Raw genomic sequence first — 26,315 nt, forward strand, 5'->3', positions numbered from 1 at the left:
TCCGAAACCTCAGCTTGCCAGAAATCGTGCACCTGAATCCCGAGCGGGTCCCGATGTCACAGGCATCAGGATTTTAAAGAGCCGAAGTCATTTCATGTGCCAACTATGTTGACAGGCTCCGGATGCGCCACGGCGAGATTGTCGATGAACACGCAGTCGTTTTCCCGATACTCGTAGGCGGCAGCGTAGCCGTTCTCCAGCCCGGCATTCAGGATGTCGTTGTACTCATGACAGAGCTGCTTCAGTTCGTCGGCGTTCAACAGGCGAAAGGCCTCCTCGTCGGGCAGCTTCTCGATCACCGCCCCCGTCATGCCCAGGTGCATCCAGATGCACTTGCGCCGGGAAATGGGGTGCTCGTGCACCATGGGGTGAACGGCACCTGAACTGGAGTTTACCGATGAAAGGCGGCTCCAGAATTCCTTGCGATCCACCGGGAGGGCGTCGTAGGCGGCACCCTGATGGGCGAAGTAGGTGCCGCCGCCTTTCTCCGCGGGCCGGACGATGTGGTAGCCCGAGTGCGAGAAGGTGTCGGTGTTGAAGCTGCCGTCGTTGTGCCATTGCGGCCCCACGTCGGGGATGCCGTGACGGCGGTCGTTCGAGAGGCGGAAGATATGCGGGTTGCCCTCGGGCGTGGCCGGGTGCACGCCGTGGGTGCTGTGCAGTTCCTTGCCGCCCCACCAGCAGCTCGCGCGGAGGAAGTCGTCGGCCGCGAGCGGTGCGCCGTTCTTGAAGACCAGGAACCCGCGGTTGGCCATCTCGCGCTCCAGGGCGTCGAGGACCTCGGGCGGCGGCGCCTCCCCGGACGACAGGCCGATGCCCCGTACCTGCGCGCCCAGCGGCTCCAGCGGGGTGATGGTGGCGCCGAAGGCTTCGATGGTGGCGACGTGTGACGGGTCCAGGGGCGGGAGCGTGGATCGACGAGACATCGAGGTGGGCCTCCTGTGGTTGAGCGCGATGCCAGCAAGGAGGAGGGCGCCGTCGGATGCCTCAAGGAAGGTGGCCACGGGGCGCCGCTGTCATCCGCGCACAGGATGTATGTGCGGGGCATGCTGACAGAGACGAGGCGGTTTTCCAAAGGGGCACCTGCCATGACGGCGCCTGCCGCGTCGGCCCCTTGTCGCTTGCCCCAGGCCACTCACCCACCGCTGCGCCGCGTCCATCAGCTGGCCGCGGCCTGGTGAGGGGCTACCGGATGGCGTTGTTGAACTCGGTGGAGGCATCGCCGGTCAGTGCGGCGAAGAAGGTCAGCCAGTCCGAGGTGCCGCCAGGCTGGCCGTTGGGGTTCCAGATGTCCATGTCGGCGCTGCTCGGGGCGTTGCCGTTGGTGGAGGAGAGGTAAGCGCCGGGGTCAACGCGGCCGAGGCCGCCGCTGGCGTTGAGCTGGGCGATGGCGTCGAGGCAGTCTTCCGGGTCGTCGGGCAGGAAATTCAGCGGCAGGCCGAGGGCGTTGGCGAGTAGCCGTTGCCGGGCGGCGCGGACTGCGGCGGGGCGGCCGACGGCGACGTTTTCGTCGAACAGGCCGGCGGCCAGCGAGCTGTCGAAGGTGAGGCCGCGACGCCACAGGTGGGTGCTGCCGGTGAGCATCAGTGCGTCGTCGACTATGACGCTGGTGCTGGCCAGGTAGCCGGGGCGGCCTGGGCCGGCCAGGGGGGAGAACAGCTGCACGCGGTTGCCGCCCGCCGTTCGCAAGGCAGTGAGTGCGGCGCGCACGCCCGCGATGCGGACGTCCTCCAGTTTGGCTGTCTGATCCGGCAGGTATTTTTCCGGCACGCACAGCAGCACGCGCAGGTCGGGCCGGACGGTCCAGCGAGTCCGGATGGTGCCGAGCAGGTCGATATTGCCGGGATTGGCCATCAGGGCATCGATGGCCGGGGTCTCCAGGTAGAGGAAGTCCTCGGCGCGGCCGATGGCCGCCAGCACGGCACTGGCGAAGCTGGCGCTGCCGTCGCGGGTGTTGAGGATCATGCGGTCGAGGGCGGCGGCCAGCGCGTTGTCGTCGAAATTGGCCGAGTCGATGACAGTGTCCAGGTCGATCGGCTGACCGGTCCGGTTCTGCAACGCAGTCTCGATCTGGCCCTTGAGGTCCAGCCAGCTCTGGCCGGGCAGAAAGCCGGGGTTGTTGGCCAGCAGCGCCCGGATGGCGGCATCGCCCGCCACGCCGAAGGTGCCGGTTTCCAGCACGGCCGCCCAGGTGGTGGTGCCGCCCGGATCGGGGGTGGGAGTGACCGGTGCGCTGTTATGGGCGACGAAATCGAGCAGGTTGTCGGCGCGCCGCTCCGCCATGGGCTGATGCAGGGCATCGGCGGCCGGACCGGCCAGGGCCGCTCCGGGGCCGTGGATTTCCGCCGCGGCCGGCACGCCGGGATGGCCGAGCTGCATGGGGGGTGACTCGTGGTAGGCGGCGCGTCCCGGCGTGGCACCGATGACGCCGGTGGCACCGGCCGCATCGTAGGCGGCCAGTTCGCGGCGCTCCTGCGAGGGTGCCGGTCGGCCCATGGTCGCCACTTCGCTCAGGCCTGCGCGCTCGCGTTTGACCAGGGTGGCCGCGCTGCCGGCCGCGTCGAGGTCGCCGTCCGGGGTCTGGCCAAAGGCGGGTTCGGTGACAATCAGCGTATCGCCGGCCGCTGCGGCATTGGGCAGGGTGTTGGCGGCCAGGTCGGTGGCATCGAGGCTGGCCAGGTCGACCAGCTGCGGGGTGGCGCTGGCGTCGTCGGGCACGGCCAGCAGTGTCTGGCCGCTGGCGTATTGGCCGGTGCCACGGTTCATGGCCGCGCCCTGTTCGCACAGCCACAGCGTGACACCGGCCGGGATGGTGGGCGGGGCGGGCAGGCTCAGCTGGCTGCCGGGCTCGGTGGCAGGGCGCTCGAAGCGCAGGTCGGCGTAGTAGCGGCTCTGGCCATCGGCAATGACCAGCGCATCGCAGGACAACGGCACCGGGTCGGCATCCGGGCCGGTGGGGGCCGCGGCGCCGTCCGGCAGCGCCAGTACCAGCCAGGCATCGCCATTGGCATCGGCCAGCGCGCCGCCGCCGTCCTGCCGGAAACGGCGACCGCTTCGTGTATCGAGCCCGTGGGTCCACAGTCGCACCCAGCCACCGGGGGGCAGCGAGCCCTCGAAGCGCACGGCCACGCGCTGGTCGGCTACCGACCCTCCGCCGGTGGTCTGCCCTTCGCCGGCCAGGGCTCGCACGCTGAAATCGAGCGGGTCCGGCAGGTCGCCGGTGCCGAAATCGGCCGGCGGGTTGGTCTGGCCCCAGAGCCGGTCCATGACCGGGGCCATGGCGATGCCGTTGGCGCCGGCGTTGAGCGTGGCCATGAGCTGGCCGGTGACGGCGTCGCTGGTGGCCAGCACCGGGTTGGCGGCGGTATTGCGCGCCGCGCTGATGCGGTGGCGCGGGTCGGCCTGGGCCGTGCCGGCGGTCCGCGGCAGGCCGACGAGGTGCTTCTCGATATCGACGCAGGCGATGCGCAGGAAATCGCGCGTAATGCCAGCCGCGAAGCCGCCGCCGGTCCAGCCGGCGAACGGCGTCGCCGTGGCCGGTGGCGCGTAGTTGCCGAGCGGCAGGGCGGCCAGGCGCGGCAGCGGGGCGCTGTCGGTGTCGGCATTGGCAGCCGCGGTCAGCGCGATGGCCGGATTGGCGGCGGCCTGGTAAAGCGCCGTGGAACCGCCGGTCTGGTTCAGGTCGGTGAGGTTCAGGCGGCCGAGCAGCGGCGGGTCGATGGGGCCTTCGTGGGCATTGGTCAGGTGCACCATGCGGCCGGCCGTCACCGCCGCGGTGAGCGGGTTGGCCTCGTCGTCGTCGGCCCAGAGGTTGTCCCAGTTGCCGGTTTGGGCCATGAAGGTCCACCAGTTGGCCACCGCGCCGGGGTCCAGCGGTCGGCCGCGGTAGTCGAAGCACCACAGTTGGACGTTCAGCGGCGCGCCGCTGCGGTTTTGCAGTGCCACGGCGCTGGAGGTTTCCGGGCGGCGCAGCTCGCGCACAGGCTCGCCGGCATTGACCAGGCCAGCGTCGCTGCCGAGACCGAGAAAGGCCGCCTTGTCGGCATCGTTGCTGAGGTCGGCCGGCAGATCCGCCTCGCGCAGGTTCTCGAGGTCGGCAATGCTGCCGGCGCTGGCGGCCGGCACTTCCATGGCCAGCCAGCGCACCCGTGGCCGCGCCGGGTTGTTGGCGGGCGGCGCGGGGCTGCCGTCGGGTGACGGGATGATCTGGGTCAGCGCCCACAGCCGCAGCTCGGCTTCCGGCAGCAGCGTCAGCAGCACCACCAGGTTGCCGTCGGTGAACGCGCTGCTGCCGTCTTCCTGGCGCAGGCCGCGCAGCGCCGGCGGGCGCGTGGTGCTGGCAAACAGATAGGAGCGGGTGGCAATGGCCGGGGTGCGCCACTGCAGGTCGTTATCCAGTGTCAGCGACAGTGACAGGTCGGCGTTGGGCAGCGGCAGCGTCGGCAAGGTGACGCTGGTGTCGCTGTGCCGGAACCATGGCCCCAGGGCCGGTGAGGACAGGCCCAGCGTATTGGGAGCGGGAACGAGATCGACCATGATGAGGCTCCTAGGTGACGACCGCCAGGCCGGGGCCGCTGGCGCGACCCAAGGGGTCGACCAGTTCGACCAGGTATTCGGTACCGACCGGCACCGGCGTGCTGTCGCTGGCCTCGTCGCTGACCACGAAAGGGCCGCTGCCGCCGATGGCCTCGTCGCGCAGCAGCTCCAGCGGCGCGTCGCTGGCCAGCCGTCGCGACAGCCGTAGCCGGTAGCTGCCAACGCTGCCGCCGGACAGTTCATCCGGGTGGCTGAAGGTGATCTGCACCTGGCGGCGGTCGCTGCCGACGGTCTGACCCTGCACATCATCGATGCTCGGCGGCGCCGGTGGTTGCTCCGGCAGCAGCACCAGGCTGAACGGGTCAGACGGCCGGCTCCACAGGCCCGGCACGGCCTGGCCGGCGGCCTCGGAGCCGGATTCCGGTGCGCCTTGTACCTCGGCGACCCAGCTATAGCGCACCCAGGGACGCAACTGCGCGTGGGGGGCGATCTGCACCGGGCCGTCGTCGCGGTAGACCGACTGCTGGCGACCAGTGGCCTCGTCGATCTCCCCCATGGCACCGGTGGCGACGACGGGCACCCTGGCCAGCGTTTGGGTGCTGACCGAGCTGCGTCGCAGCCGCCAGTTCAGGCCCTTGGTGGTGCCGGTCAGCAGATTGATCTGCACCTGGGCCACCAGCGGGTTCTCGCCGGCCTCGGCGGACACCGGCGTGACCTGCACGGTGGGCCGCGGCGGCGGATCGGCATTGGGCACGCCATAGACGATCATCGGCACATCGGTGAGCACCGGCTTGGCGCCGCTCTCGGCCTCGGCGGCCACCTTGTAGAAATTGAGAATGCGCAGGCTGCCGGAAACCGGGTGGCGGAAGCCCCGCTCGCCGGAGTTGAAGGCCACGTTGACCTCGCGCAGGCGCTCGAACAGGAAGTCGGGGAACAGCGCCTCGTTGGCGCGAAAGATCGTGGCGCGGGCGGCGGCGTCGGCGGCGGCATCCAGGTCGTCGAGCAGGTCGTGGCGGTCGAGATCGTCGAGGTGGCTGCGCAGCCGGTTTTCGTCGCTGTAGTAGACGCCGAAATGGTGCTGGCCCGGCTGCGGGTGCCAGCGGTATTCCACCCAGCACAGGCCGGTCACGTCGGGCCGAGCGGCGTATTGCAGCTCGTCGGGTACCGGGACCGGTGCGGGCGGGCGCGGATCGACCAACCTCAGCGTGGTCGGCGTGGACTCCTCGGACTGGCGGCCCTCGGTATCGATCCAGCGGGCCGTCAGCCGCAGCGTGCGCTGCTCGGTGGCGGCGAGCACCGGGCCGGTCCAGCGCAGGTCGAGAAGGAAGCGGCGTTCGTCGGCGGGGGCGCCGGCGTCGGCCGGGTGCAGCTGCTTGTCGGCTTCGGCGGCCTCCAGGGGTGCCAGCGTGCCGTCGACCTCGTCGACGCGGAACAGCCGCAAGGTCTGCAGCAGGTGGCTGCCCGGTGCCAGCGATTCGGCATCGGGTACCATGACCTTGACCAGCACGCTGCCGCCGTTGGAGGCGGCATCTTCGATGGCCGGCTGGCGGTAGTAAGCCTGGAACTCGGGCCGCGGCGGCCGCGGCCGCACGCCGGCGCGGTGCTCGCGGCGGGCCCAGTTCGACCAGCGGCCGAAGCGGTCCTGCTCGGCGATGAAGTAGCGGATGGCCTCGGGGCCGGCCTGGCGATCGGCGACGAAACCGCTGCCGGGCTCCGGCTCGGGCGGCTGGGTGCCGTCGTCGCTGTTCAGCGCCAGCACCAGCGGCAGGTGGAAGCCGTCGCCGTTGGCCTTGTTCAGTGGCCGGTAAACGGCGCCGGGCGCCGCGGCCGGCGTGCGCTTGCCGGCGGCCAGCAGGCCACCGACGCGACTCTTGCGCACATCGACGATCACTTCGCGCCGCGCGGCCGGCGGCGTTGCCGGCAGCCAGTTGTCGCGCAGCGGCGGCGTTTCCTCGGGTGGTGGCAGCTGCGGCGGACGCAGCGGGTCCAGCGGGGCGCCGCGGTCGGCAATGGCAATGCTGGAGACGCCGAAGTAGCGGTCGTGGTCTTCCAGTTTGTCCAGCGCTTCGGCATTCACGCCAGCCAGCGGGGTTCGCGCGGTCGCGTGGGTGAGTGGCGCATCGTCGCCGCTGTGTCCGAGCAGCGAGGCCAGCGCCTGCAGCAGTTCCTGGCGCGACCAGTTGCGGTGCTGTGGCCGCAGCGAGTCGATCATGCCGTCGACCAGCGTTTCCTCGGGCGGGCGCTGGTCCAGCGGCCCGCTGGGTGGGGGATCGGCGAAGAAGCCGAACACGCGGTAGAACACCACGCGCTCGTCGCTTTCCTTGTAGGCATCGTCACGCCACTTGTAGCCGAGCCGGCTGGCGGTGCCGGGGTCGGCCAACATCTGCAGCACCCGGCCCAGGCGACTGGCGGTGCTGGAACCGACGTTGTTGCCATGCTCGTCGACGAAGGCTTCGTCGACCACCTGTTCCCGTTGCGACTGGCTCAGGTCGTTGATCAGCGGTTCCAGGTCTGCCACCGCGGTGGCGCTGAGCGATGCCACGCGCTGTTGCTCGAAAGTCGCGTCGGCCAGCGGTGCGGCCGCCGGTGCCGGGGTGTCGAGGGTTTCCTGCAGCGGACGGCGCTTGGGTGCCTGCTGGGCAACGCGCTGATCGGCCCGAGCCAGCGCGTCGTGGATCGGCAGGTAGCGCGCGCCGCCTTCATGGGGCAGGTTCATGATGGTGCAGGGCTCGTACTCGAGCCGCTGCTCGTCGCGCGCCTCGATCCAGCGCACGCGGGTTACCCGGCCCCAGCCGGTGATGCGAATCTGGGTAATGCCGGGGCCTGAAAAGGCATAGCGACGCTCGGAGCGGCGACCGATCGTGGCCGGTCCGGCGGCAGAGTCGACGAAGGCCTCGCAAGTGAGCCTGCGGTTGCGTCTCAGCAGGTCGGGATCGATGTTGGGCACCCGGAAGCGCTCGCGGTTGAAGAGAGGCGACGGGCGCCGCGTGATCCGGCCGATGTCGTCAAAGGGGTTGTTGGGGGGCATCGGCCGCGAGCCGCCCGGACGCACCACGCCGGGACGAGGCAGTATCGGGTTGAACGGGATCGGCTCGGCATCGGTGACCGGCGGCGGTGAGTCTGGCTGCTCGCGCGGCTTGCTGTCCTCCACCGATAGCGCCTCGACCTGGGCCCAGATACAGGTTTCACGCGGCGCCAGCGTGATGACGGCGGTGACCGGGTTGTCCGGTGTGACGTCGAAGGGGGGCAGCAGCTCGTTGTCGTTGCGGTCGTAGAACCGGGCGTCGCTGCGCGTGTTGAGCAGCTTGAGGTTGTCGATCTCGGCGCGTGCCACCAGGAAGGGGGCCACCGGCAGGCCCAGCAGCGGATGGTGGTTCACCCGCAGGTGATTGCCGTGCCGAGCGTGTGGCTCGTCGGTGTCGACCGGCAGCGCGTGGGCATTGAACAGGTATGGCGTTACGAAGTCGCTCATCAGAACCCCTCCCGTTCGATGATGGCCGGCCGGTGACTCAGCCGTCGGCGGCCGTGCAGCACGCCGCCGCTGGTGTCCATGTCGAGGCGCAGCTCGTGGCTGCCGGCCGCCAGCGTGAACGGACTATCGGCCTTCAGGAAGACCCGGGTACGACGCTCGTTGCTGCGATGCAGCGACAGCGTGTGGCCATCGACCTCCGCGTGGCGCACATCGCAGCGGGTGACGATCTCGGCCCGGTCGTCGTCCTGCAGCACGGTGGTGATGCGCAACAGCGGTTCGAGGCTGTCGACCAGCAGGCCCTCGATGCGCCACTGCGCACCGTCGTGGCGCCAGACCACGTAGCTGACCGGCGTGCTGGTCGGCAGCGGCAGGGTGTCGGCCTGCATGTCGCGCAGCAGCTCGTCGAACAGGCTGTCGGAGACCTCTTCCGCGCCGCCGGGCAGGATCGCGCCGGCAGGCAGGATAATGTCGTCCGGCCGATACGGTGCCGGGTCGCCCGGGTAATAGCCCAGGTGCTCCAGCAGCTGCAGCGGGTTGGCATAGCGCGAGGTGACAAAGCGCGTGGCGCTGACGGTGCGCGCATCGATCGGCTCGCCCCTGGCATCGCGGCGTGGCGCGATCAGGCTGAAGTCGTACATGGCCTGCGGCTCGAGCGCGAACCTGGCGTGCAGCGAGGCGCCGCCGACGATCGGCTCGTCCGGCAGGCAGGGCGCCGCCGCAGCGGCCTCGTTGATCCGCCGATAGCCGGGCTCGAGCAATTGCGGCGGGCTGTGGCTCCAGCCGAACTCGCCAGGCAGTGCCGCCAGCATGTCGGCCAGTGATGCCGGGTCCGGCTGCGGTGGCGGGTCGGTGCGGCGCACGGCAAGCGTCAGCTCGCGGCCATAGCGCTGGGCCAGCTGCTCCATGTGGCCGGCGTCGAAATGCACCCACAGAGCGTCGTCGAGGAAGTGACAGGCACGGCCATCGGCCGGCTCCACGGCGGTCAGGTGGCGGCTGATGTCACGCACATCGAACAGGTACTCGTTGAGGCCGTCCTGCGGGCTGTTGTCGGCCGGCTGCTCGTCGGCAATGGCGAAGTGGAAGCGCTGCGGTGCGGCGGCCGGCGTCCATTGGTCGCCCGGGGGCGTGGCCGGTGGCTCGTTGGTGCCCTCTTCATTGGCTTGCCAGGCCTGCCACGACCAGGTTGCTTCCAGCTCGTACTCCTCGCCCGGATCGAGCACCAGGGCGCGGCGTTGCCCGGGGCCCTGGCTGGCCTGGTCCTGGGTCTCGTGGCGGCGACGATCCCGGTTTTCGGCGTCGGTCTGCCGGCGCTCGACCATGACCTGATCGGTGCCGCAGACGGCCAGTACGCTGACCTGCTTGCCCGGCGGCGCAATGACCTGGAAGCCGTTCCAGGGGCCGGTATCGTCGCTGGCCGGGTTGTACTCGATCACCTGGCAGCGGCGGCCGTGTTCCTGCCGTTCCCTGACGACCCGGCCGGGCCAGTGGGCGCCGACGTCTTCGCCGACCATGCCGCGCACCAGTGTCTGCGTCGGTGCATTGTCGGTACGGCCGCTGATGAAGGCGGCCAGCGATGACGCGGTCGGGTCGTCGTGCGTGAGGGCGTCGAAGGCCGGAGCATGAGTGGCATGGGTGAGTGGCGGCGACTCGATGCTGGTCGCCGGCTTCGCTGCCCGGCAGCACAGCTCGAACAACAGCGCCTTGCCGCCACCGCCCAACAGCTCGATCTGGCGAATGCCGGCGCCGCGGAAGACCAGCCGTTGCTCGGAGCCGCGCTCGTCGCCGGTGCTGGCATGGTCGACGCGTGCTCCCAGGGCATCGCGGGCCGTGCCCTTGACTGGCCCGGCCAGTAGCAGCAGGCCGATGCTGACTTCGGTGCAGTCATTCGGCAGCGTGATACGCAGGCCATCGTCGTCGAACAGCAGGTCGCCGATGCCATCGCGGCCGCGCCGGGCCGGTTCGGGCCGTGCGTCGACGGCATCGACCAGCCGCAGGCGGCGCTGCTCGTCGCTGTCGGCGAACAGCACGCCCTGGTGCTCGAGTTTTGCGACCCGGCTGCCGCCGACCGAGGCGCCCTCGAAGTCGATGCAGCGCCGCGCCTCGGGGCTGGCGCCGCGGCAGCAGAGGCGCAGCAGTACCGCTTCGCCGGCGCCGCCGGTCAGTTGCACGCCGCTGATGTGGCCATCGTCGCCGGCGTCGAGCAATACGCGGTGGGCCTGGCGCTGGGCCTGCGGCGTATGGCCGCTGGCGACGGGATTGCCGTCGCTGTCGTGCGCCTCAGCCTTCACCGGCTTGCTGCTGAACTGCATGATCCACAGCTCGACGGCGCGGCAGCGGTTCGGGAGCTCGATGCGCAGGCCGGAGGCCGGGAAGCTGATCTCGGCGCTTCCGTCGTTGCCGGCCACCGGCGTGCGGTCGCGCTGATCGACGGCATCGACCAGCCGCAGTTGCTCGCCATCGCGCAGCGGCGTGAACCTGATATTGCCGTGCTCGACGACCTTCAACGGCTCGCGGCGCGGCTTCAGGCGGCGGAAGGACTCGCAGGCCTGGCCGCTGGGCTCGTCGCCCTCGGCCGCAGCCGTGAAGCAGAAGCCGAACAGCACGGCGCTCTGGCCGCCGCCGGTGACCTGTACGCGGGCAATGCCGCCGGGGGCGTTCAGGTGGGCCGTGAGGCCGGCGTTTACCGGACCGGTGACGGTGTCGCTGGCCACGGGCCGGCCATTGGCGTCCAGCGCATGAATCTCGATATCGGCCTGGTGGAACTTCATCAGCCGCAGTTCGACCTGCAGGCTCGGCGACGGCAGGCGCAACTCGATGCCGGCGTCGAGAAAGGCGATATCGGTCTGCCGATCCCGGCCGGGACGGAAACGTTCGGCGTCGACCGAGTCGGTCAATGTGAACGGCTGGTTCGGGTCGATGGCGGCCACGTCGATGCCGTCGACGCTGATCCGGGTGCGCTTGCCGCTGGGGCGCAGCTGGCCGAAGTCGATGCATTGCTTCTGCGTGCGGCCGGGCTGGCCGGCGGCATCGCAGACCAGCAGCGTGACGCGCGGTTGGGCCAGCTCACGATCGAACCGGGCTTCCCAGGGCAGCGGCAGGGCCAGCTGGCCGCCCTCGACGCTGCGCTGGGCCGATGGCAGCCGGTAGCCTTGTTGCAGCGTGGTGCCGGCCACGGTGACCGGGAACGGCAATTGCCGCAGCCGGCCCGGCACCAGGTGGGCGGCGAAGACGCTCAGCAGGGTTTGCAGGTCGCGGCGCCGGTAGACACTACCGCCGCTGCGCAGCAGCGGCTCGGCGGTGAGGTGGAAGCGGCTCGGGTAGGGCGGCTCGGCCCGGCTTTCCTGGCGCAGCAGCACCCGCTGCCAGCCCAGCCCGGTGGCGGCACGGCCGAACACGCAGGCGCGACGCGCCTCGGGCACCGGCTCGCAGAGATCGGCCACTTCCGCGGCCGGATCGCCGGCCAGGCCCTCGCCGGCGTCGTCGCCCGGCAGGTTCAGCGGCCAGTTCCACGGGTTCCAGTCGAGCAGCTTCAGGTTGGGCCCTTCGTGCTCGCTTGGCTCCGGGTTGCCGGCCTCGCTGACCGGTTGCCGGTAGGGGCTGCTCATCCACACCGATTCGAGCTGCGTGCCTTCGCCGACCACCAGGCCATCGCGTTTGCGGCGCAGTTGAAGGCTGTCCAGCCGGTAGGCGTACTTGAGCCGGTTGCTGCCGAACCAGCGCGGCTGGGCCGGGGCATTGCCGGGGTCGAACTGCGCCGAATCGCCGAGGCCGTTGGCAATGAAATGGCTGAAATGCAGCACCGGCGCGGTATCGGGCCAGACCGTGTGGTTGTCGTCGGGCGATGCGCCCTGGTTGTTGCCTTCCTCGTCGAGATCGAACAGCGGCGCAGCGGCGATCGACGTGCCAAGCGGCGCGGCCGTGCCCATGATGCGGTCGCGCCGGTCGGTCAGCGAGACCGACACGATGGGCGGCTCGGGTTCCGGCGGTGTCAGTGCCTCCAGGTCGTCGCCGATGCTGACGCCGACACAGCCCTTGATGGAGAAGAAGAACAGGTCGACCTCGCCGCAGAATTCGCCGTCCAGGCGCAGTTTGGCATCCTGGTCCGGTGGGTCGAGGTAGGTCAGGATCAGCTCGCCGCGAGCGGAGATCGACAGCACCACCAGGTCCAGCTCGCCGGCGACGAACACGCCGCCCTTGATCAGCAGTGGCTTGGTGCCGAAACCGACCAGCACCTTGGCCGAGGCCGACAGGCTGATTGGTCCGGCGCTCCAGTCGATCCCCCAGCCGGCACCGAAGCCGACCGAGAAGCCGTCGAAGGAGAAGCGCTCATCGCCGCCCAGCGACGGCAGGCCGCCTTGCTCGATCATCAGGTAGGCCCAGGCCTCCACGTCCAGGGTACCGGGCAGCAGGGTCAGCGTGATCGGTTCGCCGACGCGGCCGAAGTCGGTCTGGCCGTCGCAGCCGAGGCGCACGAAGGTGCCGTCGCCGTCATAGGGGAAATAGGCGCCGAACGGTACCTTGACCTTGAGCACCTTGGGGATTTCGTACTGGGCCGACACGGCCACGGTGACGGCCTCGTCGTCGATGACGATCAGGCCGGTAATCGCGCCTTCCGACGAGCCTTCGTCGCTGACCGTGGTGTTCGGCACCTCGATGACCTTGACATCGACGCCGAGGATGACTTCCGGATCGGGGAAGCCGACCACCACCATGCCCGAGGCCGAAAAGCAGAAGCTGACGTCGGGCAGCGTGCCGACCACCACGCCGACGCCGAGCGCGTACTGGCCCTGGCGTGCCCGGTACTTGCTTTCCGGGGGCGTGCCCCACCAGGTCAGCTCGCGGCCGACCGGGTCGTCGCTTTCGGCCGGGATGTCGCGCTCGCCGTTCATGACGAACATGCCCTTCATGCCGTACAGGGCGGCGCCGGTCTGCAGCAATGGAAGCGGCGTGGAGAACTGCACGCCGACGGCCAGGCTGAGGAAGGTGTAGGGCTCGGGGTCGGTCTTGCGTGCCAGCGCCAGTGCGGCGCTGGCCTTGAGGTCCAGCGGGATGATGTCGGCATCGACACCGGCGCGAACCACGCCGCCGTCCTCGATGCGCAGCCGGCCCTCGCCGGTGAGCACGGCCGGCACGTCGGCCTTGAGCACGAAGCCGCGCAGCTCGAATGTCGGCAGCGGGCTGCCGTCCTCGAAGGTGAGCCGGATGATGGCCTCGGAGATTTCCACCACGCCGATATTCAGGGCCACGGCGATGCGCCCCTCGATCCACAGCGAGCCGCGGCCCATGGCCACTTCGACAATGCGCAGCAGGCTGCCGAGCACGCCGTCGATTTCCCATTTGCCGGGGTCCTCGATCTCCATACTGCTGGTATCGAAGGCCAGGCCGAGCTTGTCCCAGCCCTCCTTCGAGTTGTCGAACTCGAAGCCGACGCCCTTGTAGCGAATCTTCATCGGTCGGTCGGCGGCGGTCTTGATGCCGAGCGCGCCGCCATTGACGTGCAGCGTGCAGGTGTAGTCGCTGGTCAGCTTGACCTGGTAGTCCTCCGCCGCATCGCTGACGGCGCGCGTCTGCGCCTCGGCCTCGACGGCAATCAATGCCGTCTTCGAGCCGTTGCCGACCAGCGGGTCGCCGCCGCCCAGCGGCACATCGGCAAAGGCCGCCGCGGCGATCAGTGCGGTGACGCGGGCGCCGGCTTCGACCATGTCGGTGTCGGAATCGACGCCGGACAGCAGCATCGGCCCGAAGGCCAGCGCCGCGGTCAGGTTCTTCTGGTCGGTGGACACCAGGCCGTCGGGATCGCCGTCGGAGCGGATGCCGAGGGTGGTGCGCGTGAAGCCGGTCCGCACATCGTGAATCCACTGCGCGTGGATGGTCAGCGTCTCGCGACTGGCTTCGACGGCCTCACCGTTGACGGCCGGCAGCGGCATCTCGGTGGGCGACCAGGCGAATTCAGCTTCGGCCAGCGTCGGCACTGCGTCTTCCCAGCGGGTGGCCGTGGGGCTGTCCCACACGAAGCGCAGCTTGACGCGGTAGTCGATGGCGGCGGCCTTGGGCGGTATCGGGGCCGGATCGCGGCCCGGTGCCGGCACCAGCGAGCGGCGCAGGGTGGCGCGATGAACGGCGCTTTGGGCGGTGTGAATCGCCTCGGCCACGGGTGTGCCGCCTATCGCGTAGATATCGGCCCGGCGGTAGGCCTGGCGATCCGGTTCATAGGCGTGCGCCGAATCGTGCTCCATCTCCCAGCCGCTGCGTTCCAGCTGGTGACGAATCAGCCAGCCCAGCGCGAAGGAGGCATCGCCGAAAGCTTCCGATTTCTCGGCCGCTGCCAGGTCGATGTCGGCGCTCTCTTCCAGGCTGTCGCCGGCACTGTTGGCCGCATCCCAGTCGCTGTGCTCACCGCGGCGCACCACCCGGCTGCTGTCGATCGCCGCTAGCCCGGCGGTGGGCGTGGTCAGGAATTCGTGGGCCTTGTCGGCGCGGTCACGGGCCAGGGTGATATTGCCCTGGGCGGCGGTGGGGCCGGGCTCACCGAAATTCAAATCGTCGGTGTGGCCGACCACAAGAAAATCGGCGCCCGGGTACTTGTTGGCCCAGCGCAGCAGCTGCTCGTGGATATTGGCGGCGCCGGCCGAGCGGTCGACGTCCTTGGGGGTATGCTCGCCCCAGCGCAGCGGGTCGTTCTCCTCGAACTCCATGAGGATCTGCACATGGCGATCGTCTTCGGGTGGCGCCGGGCCGGCACCGTCGCCGATGACCACGCGGGCCAGGCCGTCGCTGGGCACACTGACGCCGGCCGGGGAGCCGTCGAGCACGGCGCTGACCAGCCGGTCGGTGAAGTCGCCCTGGGCGTGGAAGTCCGAGAGGTCGAAGGTCTTCTCGACCTCGATCAGGTCCAGCGGGGTGCTGGTGTCGGTGGCGTCGAAGACGCCGCTCTCGCAACCGATCAATAGCGGCGTACGTTCGGTCAGCTTCAGATGCAGGCGCGCCACCCGGTGGCCATCCTCGCCATCGACCTTCTCGCGCAGGCGCACGAAGAGGTGGCCGTCACGGTCCGCCGACAGGCCGGTCAGGTCGGGGCTGAAGGTGGCGCCCGTGGCACTGCTGCCATTGGCCTCGATGCTCCAGTCGAATTCGCTCTCGCTCGTGTCGGCGGCGTTGGAGACCGCTTCCAGGGTCAGGGGCTCGATGTCCGCGATGCCGCCGTTGAGCTGGACGACATTGGCGAGGCGATCGCCGCCGTCGGTGATCACGGCAATGCTCGGCGGGTCGCCGGCGGCGATGAAGCGGAACGTGAACGGCGGATGCTTGAAGCGCTGCTCCTGGCCATCGATGGTCAGGATCTCGATGGGCTGCACTGTCAGCACCTGGTTCTGGCCGACGCTGCCGCTGGAACTGTCGCCTTCCTCGTCTTCGCGGTCGGGCCAGGTCCAGATGGCGGTCCAGTCCTGCAGCGCGCCGTCGGGCAGGCTGCCATCGTCCGGCGGCGCCGGGGCGTTGAAGCCGGCGTGAAAGCTGACCCGCTCGTCCGGACTGCCCTCGAAGATCACGCGCGGGAAGCCGTCGCTCATGTCGACCGGGCGGTTGTCGCCGCTCGGTTGCTGCTCGAACTGGAAGGTGGCCGGGTCCATGGCCGTGCGGCCGAACTGCAGCTCGAACTCGCCCTGGATGCCGGCCGGCCGACCGATCAGCAGGTCCTTGACGCCGCCGGACAGGTCGCCGACCACCGGCAGGTTGCGCGGTGCGTAGACGGTGGCCTCGCGAATGGCCAGGCCCATCCAGGTCGGTCCCTGGTTGCGCTCCAGCACGTCCGCCGGCGAGTAGCTGGAGGAGAAGTCGAAGGTCAGCTTGCCGACCGACAGGCCGATGTCCGACGAGCCGAGGAAGAAGTGGGGCGGGGTGAAGTTCAGCGACACCACGGCGCCGGATTGCAGCGTCGGGTCGAGCGGGTCGGGGTGGTCGATGAACAGGAAGTCGACATCGGAGCTGCCGGCATTCTTCTGCAGCCGCAGCACGGCCGAGCCGGTGATGCGCACCCTGTCGTTGTTCGGGTCGCGCAGCAGGTGCCGCGGCGTGGTGCCGGTTTCCTCGACGAACAGGGCCGGCTGCAGGCCGTCGACGCTGAGGCTGAAATCGGCCAGGAAGAGGTCGAGCTGCCAGGCGTCGGGTGGCGGTTCGAGGTTGTCCGCAACGGCCTGGCGCTGCAGCGAGAGCTGGAACGGCAGGCCGGTGTGAATCAGTGGTAAAGACAGGGTGCCGATACCGACATCGAAGCCCTGGGAATCGGCATCCAGCGACTCATCCAGTGCCTGAAGGCGGCCCTGGTGGATGATGGCGCCCGGCGAGCGGCGGCTGGTATGGCCGATGACCGCAAAGCGCCCGAAGAAATCCCCTACTGCCTGTGGCAGTACCGAGTTGACCTGATCCACCGCGGAGAATAGCTCCAGCAGGGGAATACCAGCTTGGCGTGGCATCGGCTTGACTCTTGTTCTGGCGTGAAGCGAACAGCCTTGCAGTGAATAAATGTGAAGGTAGGAATCTCACGCGCATACAGCAAGTCAAGTCGGACAAAAGCACGGCGGATGCAGCCCCTGGATACAATACTTTCAGTGGGCAGTGATAAGGCTTGCATGGTGAAAAAGCTAATAAGAAATTCCAGTGTCTTGAATTTCTTATCCTCCCAATCCACTTACCCGCATCACTCGCCGCTGTGCGGCGTCCATCAGCTGGCCGCGGCCGGTCTCGACCAGCGTCAGCCAGTGGCGGGCACGGGTGATGCCGGTGTAGACCAGCTCGCGGGTGAGGATGGGATTCGGTGCGTCAGGCAGCACCAGGGCGGCGTGGGTGAACTCCGAGCCCTGGGACTTGTGCACCGTCATGGCGAACACCGTCTCCACCGCTTGCAGGCGCGAGGGCAGCACCCACTTGATGCGATCGGTGCCGTCGCCGGCGGGGAAGGCCACCCGCAGCAGGCGGCGGCTGCCGTCGCCTGGCGCAGCGCCCGGGCGCGGCATGTCCAGGGTGATGCCGATATCGCCGTTCATCAGCCCCAGGCCGTAGTCGTTCTTCGTCACCAGCACCGGGCGGCCGGGGTACCAGCGCTGGCGGCCGTCCTGGCTGTCGATCAGCCCTTCCCGCTCCAGCGCCTGGCGCACCCGCTCGTTCAATCCCTCCACGCCCCAGGGGCCGCGGCGCAGCGCGCACAGCAGCTGGAAGTGGCCGTGGGCCGCCAGCACGGCGCGGGCCCAGTCATCGAAGGCCGCCTGAGCCGCGTCGTCCGCCGGGCGCCGCTCGGCCATGGTGGCGAGGAAGTGGCGATAGCCCACCGGCGGCGCGCTGGCCGCGCCGGCATTGGGAAAGCGCTCGGGGCAGCCGGTCACGGCCAGGCGCGCCAGGCCGCGCTCGTCGTCGGCGCCTAGTTTCAAGTGCGAGAGGTCCGCGAAGCCATGGTTGAGCGCCTCGGAGATGGCGCGGCGCTTGGCGGCGGGCTCGGCCTCGAGGTTGATGGCGGCGGCCAGCCGGCCGATGCCGCTGTCGGCGGTGAAGCGATGGCTGACGCGCAGCATGGCGATGGCCTGGTCGAGCGGCTGGCCATCGGCGTCGAGGGTGTCCGTGGGCAGCGGCTGGCCAGTGGCCTCGGCCAGCCACTCGGCGGTGCCCGGGGTGTAGTGGCCGCCCTCGGCTCGGGCGCACAGGTCGCCCAGTATCGAGCCGGCCTCCACCGAGGCGAGCTGGTCCTTGTCGCCGAGCAACACCAGCCGCGCCCGGGGCGGCAGCGCCTCGAGCAGCGCGGCCATCATGCCCACGTCCACCATCGAGGCCTCGTCCACCACCAGCACGTCCAGCGGCAGCGGGTTGTGGCGGTCGTGGCGGTCGTGGCGGAAGCGGCGGGTGTCCGGCCGAGAGCCCAATAACCTGTGCAGCGTCGAGACCTCTTTCGGGATCACGTCGTGCAGCCGCTCGGGGTCGTCGGCCAGGCCGTCGAGGGCGAGCTTCGCCACCTGGCCGGCGATGGACTCGTTGAGCCGGGCGGCGGCCTTGCCGGTGGGCGCGGCCAGACGAATGCGCAGGGCCTGTTCGCCCCCATCTTCTTCACCCTTGCTATTCGCCATGTTATTCCCCAAGGCAAGCGCCTGAAGCAGGGCGAGCAGGCGCACCACGGTGGTGGTCTTGCCTGTGCCGGGGCCGCCGGTGATCACCGCGAAGCGCGAGCGCCCGGCCAGGGCGCAGGCGGCCTTCTGCCAGTCGAGCTGCCGGTCGATATCGGGTCGAGGCGGGAAGAGGGCATCGAGGATCGGCCGCAGGCGGGCCGCGTCCGGGGCCTCGTCATCCATGCCGAGCCGGTCGCCGATCCGGGTGTGGATATCCTGCTCGTGCTGCCAGTAGCGGCGCAGGTAGAGCCGGGGGTGCTCTCGGCTCCCGGCGAGCACCAGCGGGGTGCTGCCGGGCCCGGTGGCGACCAGCTCGGGCTGGGCCAGCGCCGCACGCCAGGCATCGAGGTCGAGCGCGGCCATCACCCGGCTGGGCAGCGGCGGTGGGTCCTCCAGGCTGTCGCCCTCCGGCGGCAGCGAGAGGGCCAGGTCCGGGGTGGCCAGGGTCTGGGCCAGGTCCAGGCACACGTGGCCGCGGCCGAGCTGGTGGCTGGCCAGCGCCGCCGCCAGCAGCAGCCGGGGTGAGGCTTCACTCACCTCGCGGCCGAGGAAGGCGGCGAAGGCGCGGTCCAGCGAGCGCAGCCAGCCGCGTTCCACCCAGCGGTCGAGCAGGGTGAACAGGGCCGCGTGATCGGCCAGCGCCCGTTCGGCGGCGAGATCGGGGGTGTCCGGGATCATGCGGCGTCCTCCTCGGCGGCGCGGAACAGGGCATCGAGATTGAGGATCAGCTCGTTCGGCGGGCGCTCGGCGTGCACGCCCCGGGAGGGCGCGCGGGTGCCGCGCAGGAAGACGTAGAGCGCCCCGCCCAGGTGGCGGTCGATGTCGTAGTCCGGCAGCCGGGCCTGAAGCAGCCGGTGCAGGGCCAGCAGGTAGAGGCAGTACTGCACGTCGTAGCGCTTCTCGAGCACGGCCTCCGCCATCGCCGCCTCGGTGTAGGCGGCATCGTTCGCGCCCAGGTGGTTGGACTTCCAGTCGAGCACGTAGAAGCGGCCCTCGTGCTCCACCACCAGGTCGATGAAGCCCTTGAGCATGCCGTTCAGGGTGTCGGGCTCCAGCGCCGGCCGGGGCAGGTTATCCAGTGTGTGAGCGCTCACGAGGGCGTCCAGCTCGCTTGTCTTCACCTTGTGGGCGGCGAACCAGAATTCCAGCTCCACCCGGTAGCCGGAAAGCTGATCGAGGCGCAGCGGGGCGGCATCATTCGGCACCGGCAGCGGGGTGGTCAGCAGCTCCGGCAGCCACTGCTCGAGGGCGGCGATCTGGCCCTCCCAGCCACGGCGGTTGGCGCGCCGGGCCAGGGTGTCCTCGCGCAGCGCGGCGTCTCCGGCCACCTTGGCGAAGCCTTCCTCGCCGGCCCATTCCAGCAGGCCGTGCAGGAAGGTGCCCGCCGAAGGCCCGCGGGGGAAGCGGTGAAGCGAGCCCTCGCTCACCGCGGCGGCGCCGGCGTCGAAGGGCTCGTCGATCACCTCCATGGCGGTGGCCTCGTCGGCGGTGGTGGGCTCGGGGGCCGGGCCGGCCTCGACGGCGGTGTCGCGTTCGTCGTCCGGCGTGGCCCCGGCGCGCAGCGCCGAGTAGCTGGCGATCCACCAGTGCTCGCGAATGGTCCGGGTGGGGGCGCGTGCCTCGCCCAGGGGCGCCTGCTCGGTGGCCAGGTGCACCGGGGCGGGATCGGCCTCCGGGGCCTCGGTCACCCGTACCCGGCCGCTGTCGTGACCATCAGCGTCCGCCAAAGCATCGAGCGCCGGGCGCAGGGCCTCGGGGAGCAGCGGTTCGCCACCGGAGAGGAGGTGGCCGACGGCGCTGCGCTCCATGGCGTCCAGCGGCGCCAGGCCGAGCCAGGTGGCGTGGCGGGCGCGGGTCAGGGCCACGTAGAGCTTGCGCAGGTCCTCGCCCAGGCGTTCGTGGTCGGCCCGGGCCAGGGTGGCCTCGTCGGCGTCCAGGGAGAGGCGCAGGTTCCCGTCGTCGTCGTGCCAGCGCAGCGGCAGGTCGCCGGCCTTCACCGGGCGGAAGGCGGCGATGAAGGGCAGGAACACCAGCGGGTACTCCAGGCCCTTGGACTTGTGGATGGTCACCACCTGCACCAGGTCGGCGTCGCTCTCCAGGCGCAGCCGGTGGGCGTCGGACTGCTCCTGGGGCCGGGCCCGGGACTCGGCGAGATGGCGCAGCAGGGCATGCTCGCCGTCGATCTCGGCGCTGGCCTCCTGCAAGAGTTCTCCAAGATGCAGCAGGTCGGTGAGCCGTCGCTCGCCCTCCGGCACAGTGAGCAGCCGGCCGGGTACGGCGAAGTCGGCCAGCAGCCGGTGCAGCATGGGCAGCACGCCGCGGCGCTGCCACTGGCGGTGGTAGTCGCGGAACTGCATCACCCGCGCCTCCCAGGCCAGCTCGTCCTGCTGGGCACCGCCATTCAGGGCGTCGAGTTTGGCGAGCGAGAGCCCCAGGCTGGGCGTGGCCAGCGCCGCGCGCAGGGCGCGCTCGTCGTCCGGGGCGGCGCAGGCGGCCAGCCATACCTCCAGCTCGGCGGCGGCCTCGGTCTCGAACACGCCCTCCTTGTCGGAGAGGTAGACGCTGCGGATGCCGCGGGCGAGCAGGGCGCCGCGGATGGCCCGGGCCTCGCCGGCGTTGTTGACCAGCACGGCGAGGTCCGACGGCGCCAATGGGCGCAGCTCGCCGTGCTCTTCGCCACTGCTCTGGACGAAGCCCGTCTGCCCGGTCTGGCCCTCGCGCAGCAGGGCGGCCATCTCGGCGGCGCAGCGCCCGGCCAGCTCGCTGAGGTAGGCGGACTTCGACAGCGGCGTCTCGGCGTGCTGGTGCCAGAGGGTCAGCGCCGGCTGGGCCGCGCCGTGGCGGACCAGGGCATCCTTCCTGCCCTTCGCATCCACCGGCGCAAAGGGCACGGGGTTGTCGTCGCCGCGGCGGAACAGGAAGGCACCGGCCTCGCTCTGCTCGGCATGGGCGAACACCCGGTTGACCGCCTCGACCATGGGCGCGGCGGAGCGGAAGTTGGTGCCCAGCGTGACGTGGCGGCCGGCGGTGTCGCGCCGGGCCTGGAGGTAGGTGTGGATATCGGCGCCGCGGAAGGCGTAGATGGCCTGCTTGGGGTCACCGATCAGCAGCACGGCGCTGTCGTCGCGGTTCTCGGCCAGTTGATAGACCCGGTCGAAGAGCCGGTACTGCACCGGGTCGGTGTCCTGGAACTCGTCGACCAGCGCCACCGGGAACTGCTCGCGGATGCGCGCGGCCAGCGTCTCGCCGGCCTCGCCCGCGAAGGCGGCGTCCAGGCGCTGCAGCAGGTCGTCGGGGCCGAGCTCGGCGCGGCGGCGCTGCACGGTCTCGCGACGCGCGGCCATCCAGTGCACGGCGTGGGCGAGCAGGTCGGCGAACGGATCGGGCAGCTCGGCGAGCCGGTCCGGCAGCTCGGAAAGCGCCTCCAGCGCCGGCAGGTCGGGCGCCGGGTCTTCCTTCCAGATCTCGGCGATACCCTCGGGCGTCAGGCGCTTCCAGGCGGCGTCGGTCAGCGACGGCCTGGCCAGTTCCGGATCGCTCGCCCAGTCGCGCAGGGCACCCAGCCAGTTGGCGCGGCTCCTGGCATTGAGCTTCTGGCCGTTGAAGGCCTTGCGCTGGGCCGCTTCCTCGAGCAGGGGCTCCAGCTCGTCGAGCCAGGCCGGCCAGGGCGCCTTGAGTTCGGCCAGGGCCGCGGAGCGCTGCTCGCGGTAGGCATCCAGGGCCTCGGCGGGCGGCGGCGCCGCGTGCAGGGCGGCGGCATGGGTGCGCAGCCGGGCAGCGGTGTCGTTGAGGGTGTCCGGGGTCGTCCAGTAGCGGGCGATGATCGCCAGCGCCTCGGGGGCGAGGTCGTAGTAGAAGCTGCGCCAGTAGTCCCGGGCGATCTCCAGGTCCATCTCCGACTGGTCCAGCGCCATCTCCAGGGCGAACAGGCTGCCGCTGTCGAAGGCATGCTCGCGCAGCATGCGGTGGCACCAGGAGTGGATGGTGGAGACCGCCGCCTCGTCCATCCACTCGGCGGCCAGCCGCAGGCGGCGGGCGCAGGTCGGCCAGCTCTCGCGGGGGTAGCTGTCGCGCAGGGCCAGCAGCGGATCGCCGCTGGGCGGATTGAATTGGGGACAGACCCCATTTCCTTCCAATTCCGGTTCGTCGAAGAGATCGCCGGTCTCATTAGGGGACGCAGCGAAATCGGGGTCTGTCCCCGATTGAAAGGCCGCGGCGGCCTCCACCAGCCGGGCGCGGATGCGGTCGCGCAGCTCCTGGGTGGCGGCGTTGGTGAAGGTGACCACCAGGATCTCCGGCGGGGTCAGCGGCCGCGGGAAGCTCGCCGCGTCCTCGGCATGCTCTTCGTTTGAGACCCTGGGGCCGAGCACCAGGCGCAGGTAGAGCAGGGCGATGGTGAAGGTCTTGCCGGTGCCGGCGCTGGCCTCGATCAGCCGGCTGCCGGTGAGCGGCAGGGCAACCGGATCGAGGCGTGGGGTCTCGGCCGCTTGCACGGTCTCGGGCGAGTTCATGAGCGACCTCCCTGGCCCTTGCCTCCGTTCTTCTTGGTTTTCACCGCGTCATGCAGCGGGGCGTAGAGGGCATCACACAGCTCGGTGAAGCGCCGGCCGGCGGCCTCGTGGCGCACCAGACCCTCCAGGTTGCGCCACTGACGGGCCAGGTAGGGATCGCGGCCCAGCTCGCCGTGATCGCCGTTGAAGCCGGTGCCATGGAAGGCGGTGACGGCGGCCTTCCAGGCCTTGAGGTCGGCCTCCTCGGCCTGGTCCGAGTCGCCCCCGAAAACGCGGGCCAGGGCGTTCTCGTCGCCGCCCTTCTCGTGCCAGGCGAAGGCGGTGTCCCGGGCCAGCGGCAGCGGGGCGGTCATGCCGGCGCGCCAGGCGCGGGCGACGGCCTCCAGGTGGGCCCGGGCAGTGGCTTCGTCCAGGGGCGGCAGGGTGCCGCCGCCGGCCCGGGAGAGCAGCACCGTGGTCATGGGGCCCAGGGCGAGCTGGCCGGCGAGATGACTGACCCAGGGCGCCAGCCAGTGCTTCCAGTGGTACTTGCCCTTGTTGACCAGGCTGCTGGTCATCAGCACCAGCCGGCAGCGCTCGCCTTCGTCGTTCTCGCGCAGGCCGTCCAGCCAGTCTTCCACCAGCAGCGGGCCGGCGTCGGTGGCCAGTGCCAGCGAGACCGGGGCCGGTGTCTCCCAGGCGTGGGGCCAGGCCGCGAGCTTCTCGGCATAGGCCTCGAAGAGGGCGTCCAGCGGCTCGACCAGCGCCTCGCGCATCAGCTCGGCGAAGCCGCCCATGGCGAGGCGCCCCTCGCGCTCCAGGCGTTCCAGGGTGTCGTGGACGGCCGGCGTCGGCGAGGTGCCCTCGTCCACGGCGCGGCGCCCGGCCTCGACCAGCGCCTGCTGGAGCTGCCAGTGGTCCAGGCCGTCCAGGGCGAAGGGCTCGTGGTCGGGGCTCTCCAGCGCCTCGCGCTCGAGGAAGACCCCGAGCCGGGTGGTGAAGAAGGCCTTGACCGGGTCCTTGAGGAAGCCGGAGAGGCGGGCCAGGGGCAGGGCGGTGTCGAGCTCGATCGGCGGCAGCTCGCCATCCGTGACGCCTTCTGGTGCTGTCTTGACAGCATGCACCGCCCGCCATTCCTGGGCATAGGTAAACAGGCGTGGGTCTGCTGAGAAGTAGCTGCGGCTGAACGGCTGCAGCGGATGTTCGGTGGTCAGGGCGTCGAGCAGGGCCTGGCCGTCGTCGTTCTCGTGCGTGGCCAGTCGCCAGCCGGCGGCCAGGTGGTCGCGCAGCTGGCCGAGCAGCACCGAGGGCGGCCGGGGTTCGTTGTCGTGGATGCTGCGCCCCACCCAGCTGATCACCAGGCTGTCGCGGGCCGAGAGCAGCGCCTCGAGGAACAGGTAGCGGTCGTCCTCGCGCCGCGAGCGGTCGCCGGGGCGGTAGTCGTGGCCCATCAGGTCGATGTCCAGCGGGCGTTGGGTGCGCGGGTAGTCGCCGTCGTTCATGCCCAGCAGGCAGACGTGGCGGAAGGGGATGGCGCGCATCGGCATCAGGGTGGCGACATTCACCGCGCCGGCCAGGAAGCGCTGGGAGAGGTTGGCCTCGTCGAGCTGGCCGAGCCAGTGCTCGCGCACCACCGAGAGCGGCAGGGCCTCGCTGAGGCCGGCGTCCTCGGTGGTCTCCTGCCAGTCCTCCAGCAGCTCCTCCAGGCGGCTGAGGGTGGCAAGGTCTGCCTCGTCCTCGGCGGCGAAGCACTCGCCGACGAGTTCGCGCAGCCGCCGGCACCAGGTCGGCACGTCGGCGGGCTCGGAGAGCGCACGCCACTGGGTCTCGAGCACATCGAGCAGGTCCATCAGCGGCCCGGCCAGGGCCGCCTCCAGGCCGCCGATGTCGCCGAACGGCTCGATGTCGTGCCAGGGGCCCTCGGCGGTGTCGCCCACCGCATAGCCCAGCAGCAGCCGTCGCAGGCCGAAGGCCCAGGTGTTGGCGGTGAGCCCGCCGGGCAGGTCGAGCCGGGCGCGCTGCTCGGCGTCGAGCCCCCAGCGGATGCCGGCGCCCTCGATCCAGCGGCGCAGCACCGGCAGCGCCTCGGCATCCAGCCCGAAGCGCCCACGCAGGGCAGGCACCTCCAGCAGGTCGAGCAGGTCGCTCACCGTGAGACGCGACTCCGGCAGGTGCAGCAGCGCCTCCAGCGCCACCAGCAGCGGCTGGCGGTGGCGGCTGGTCTGGTCGGAGAGCGTGAAGGGGATATGGCGCGGGTCGTCCGGCGCCAAGCGGCCGAACACCGCCTGCACGGCGGCGGCGTAGGTGTCGATGTCCGGCACCATCACCAGCACGTCGCGCGGGCGCAGCGTGGGGTCGGCGTCGAAGGCGGCGAGCAGCTGGTCGTGGAGGATCTCCACCTCGCGCAGGGCACTGTGGGCAATGTGGAAGCGCAGGCTGCGATCGCGCACCGGGTCCACCGCCGGCCAGGCATCGCGGGTTTCCTGGGGCGGGCGCAGTTCGAGGATGTCGTCCTGGAGCTGCTGCAGCAGCCCCGGCGCCTCGGCCTGCTCGAGCGGCGAATCGAAGAGGTCGATGCGCAGCTCCTCGGCGTCGAACAGCGCCCGGTAGGCGTCCTGGTCGTCGAACTCGTCGAGCAGGCGCAGGTAGTCGCGGCCCTGCTTGCCCCAGGCGGCGATCAGCGGCTGGGCGTGGAGGTGCAGCTGGGTGTCGTCGAGCGCCAGGGGCATGCCCGGACGGTGGCGCTGGCGCCGGCGGGCGGCGCGCAGGAGATCCTTGTGCTCGATGATGTCCGCCCAGTAGTGGCGGCAGGGGTTGTGCACGCAGAGCAGCACCTGGCTGACCCTCGACACCGCAGCCAGGGCCTCCAGGGTCTGGCGGGGCAGCGAGGAGATGCCGAACACCACCACCCGGCGCGGCAGGCCGGCGGGCCTCGTCTCGGGCGTCAGTTCGCGGCAGGCCTCGAGGAAGCGGGTATGCACCCAGGCGCGGCTGGTAGCGAGTCCCTGTTCGCCGATGTCGTCGCGCAGCCGCCGCCACAGGGCCGGCTGCCAGCGCTGGTCCTCGGCGAGCGGCCGGGCCTGGCCGCGGGCGTCGATCAGCTCGTCGCGGCCCTCGGCCCAGGCGGCCAGCCAGTCGGCGCGGTAGACCTGGTACTGGTCGAAGAGGTCGGCCAGGCGCTCGGCGAGCTGGTGGCGCTTGCGCAGGTCCTCGTCGTCGGCCAGGAAACGGGCCAGGGGCGCGAAGGTGGGATCATTCAGCAGCTCGGGCAGCAGGCGCATCAGCCGCCAGACGAGCCGCGGCTTGTCCAGCGGCGAGGCCGGCGGCACGGCGTCGCTCCCCAGCACCGCCCGGTAGGCCTGCCACAGGTAGCGCGCCGGCAGGGTGACGTCCATGGCGGCAGCGATGCCGGCGCCCTCGGGCGGGTCGGCGGCCAGCGCCAGCTTCAGCCACTGGCTGATGCCGTTGCTCTGCACCAGGATCACCTCGTCTTCCAGCGGGCCCAGCGGATGGTTGCGCAGCCATTCCACCGCCAGGTCGCGCAGCGCCTCCAGGCGATTGCTGTGGATCACCATGAAGCCGGGCGTCAGGGCGGTCTCTGTGGTGGCGAGCATGGCGAATCCTTCGCGACGAGGGGCGGGCCTTCATGGTGCCGCAAATCGCGGGGCG

General features: G+C 70.6%; 7 protein-coding genes. All 7 read right to left on the bottom strand.

Features of this window, described 5'->3' with window-relative positions; genetic code table 11:
• Positions 1–92 precede the first annotated feature (92 nt).
• The gene (locus EKG36_RS00005) at positions 93–1,004 is read right to left on the bottom strand and encodes a TauD/TfdA dioxygenase family protein (protein WP_221766012.1); all 912 of its coding nucleotides are present in this window, start codon (positions 1,002–1,004) and stop codon (positions 93–95) included.
• A 181-nt stretch (positions 1,005–1,185) separates the two neighbouring features.
• Positions 1,186–4,536 (bottom strand): phospholipase D-like domain-containing protein, encoded by a 3,351-nt coding sequence (locus EKG36_RS00010; RefSeq protein ID WP_126479733.1) that lies wholly within the window; start codon positions 4,534–4,536, stop codon positions 1,186–1,188.
• 10 nt (positions 4,537–4,546) lie between these two features.
• Positions 4,547–8,008, bottom strand: coding sequence for a hypothetical protein (locus EKG36_RS00015; RefSeq protein ID WP_126479735.1), 3,462 nt, complete (start codon positions 8,006–8,008; stop codon positions 4,547–4,549).
• Positions 8,008–16,479: a hypothetical protein gene (locus EKG36_RS00020; RefSeq protein ID WP_126479737.1), complete on the bottom strand. Its 8,472-nt coding sequence runs from the start codon at positions 16,477–16,479 to the stop codon at positions 8,008–8,010. The genes EKG36_RS00015 and EKG36_RS00020 overlap by 1 nt, the downstream gene beginning before the upstream one ends.
• 198 nt (positions 16,480–16,677) lie before the next feature.
• On the bottom strand, positions 16,678–18,834 hold the full coding sequence (recD, locus tag EKG36_RS00025) for an exodeoxyribonuclease V subunit alpha (RefSeq protein ID WP_126479739.1): 2,157 nt from the start codon (positions 18,832–18,834) through the stop codon (positions 16,678–16,680).
• The gene (gene recB / locus EKG36_RS00030) at positions 18,831–22,667 is read right to left on the bottom strand and encodes an exodeoxyribonuclease V subunit beta (RefSeq protein WP_126479741.1); all 3,837 of its coding nucleotides are present in this window, start codon (positions 22,665–22,667) and stop codon (positions 18,831–18,833) included. Before recB ends, recD begins: the two co-directional genes overlap by 4 nt.
• Entirely contained in the window at positions 22,664–26,260 is a 3,597-nt protein-coding gene (recC, locus tag EKG36_RS00035; RefSeq protein ID WP_126479743.1) for an exodeoxyribonuclease V subunit gamma, read from the bottom strand. Before recC ends, recB begins: the two co-directional genes overlap by 4 nt.
• Positions 26,261–26,315: the final 55 nt, after the last annotated feature.

The sequence above is a fragment of the Halomonas nitroreducens genome, from assembly GCF_003966155.1.
GTDB classification, from domain to species: domain Bacteria; phylum Pseudomonadota; class Gammaproteobacteria; order Pseudomonadales; family Halomonadaceae; genus Halomonas; species Halomonas nitroreducens.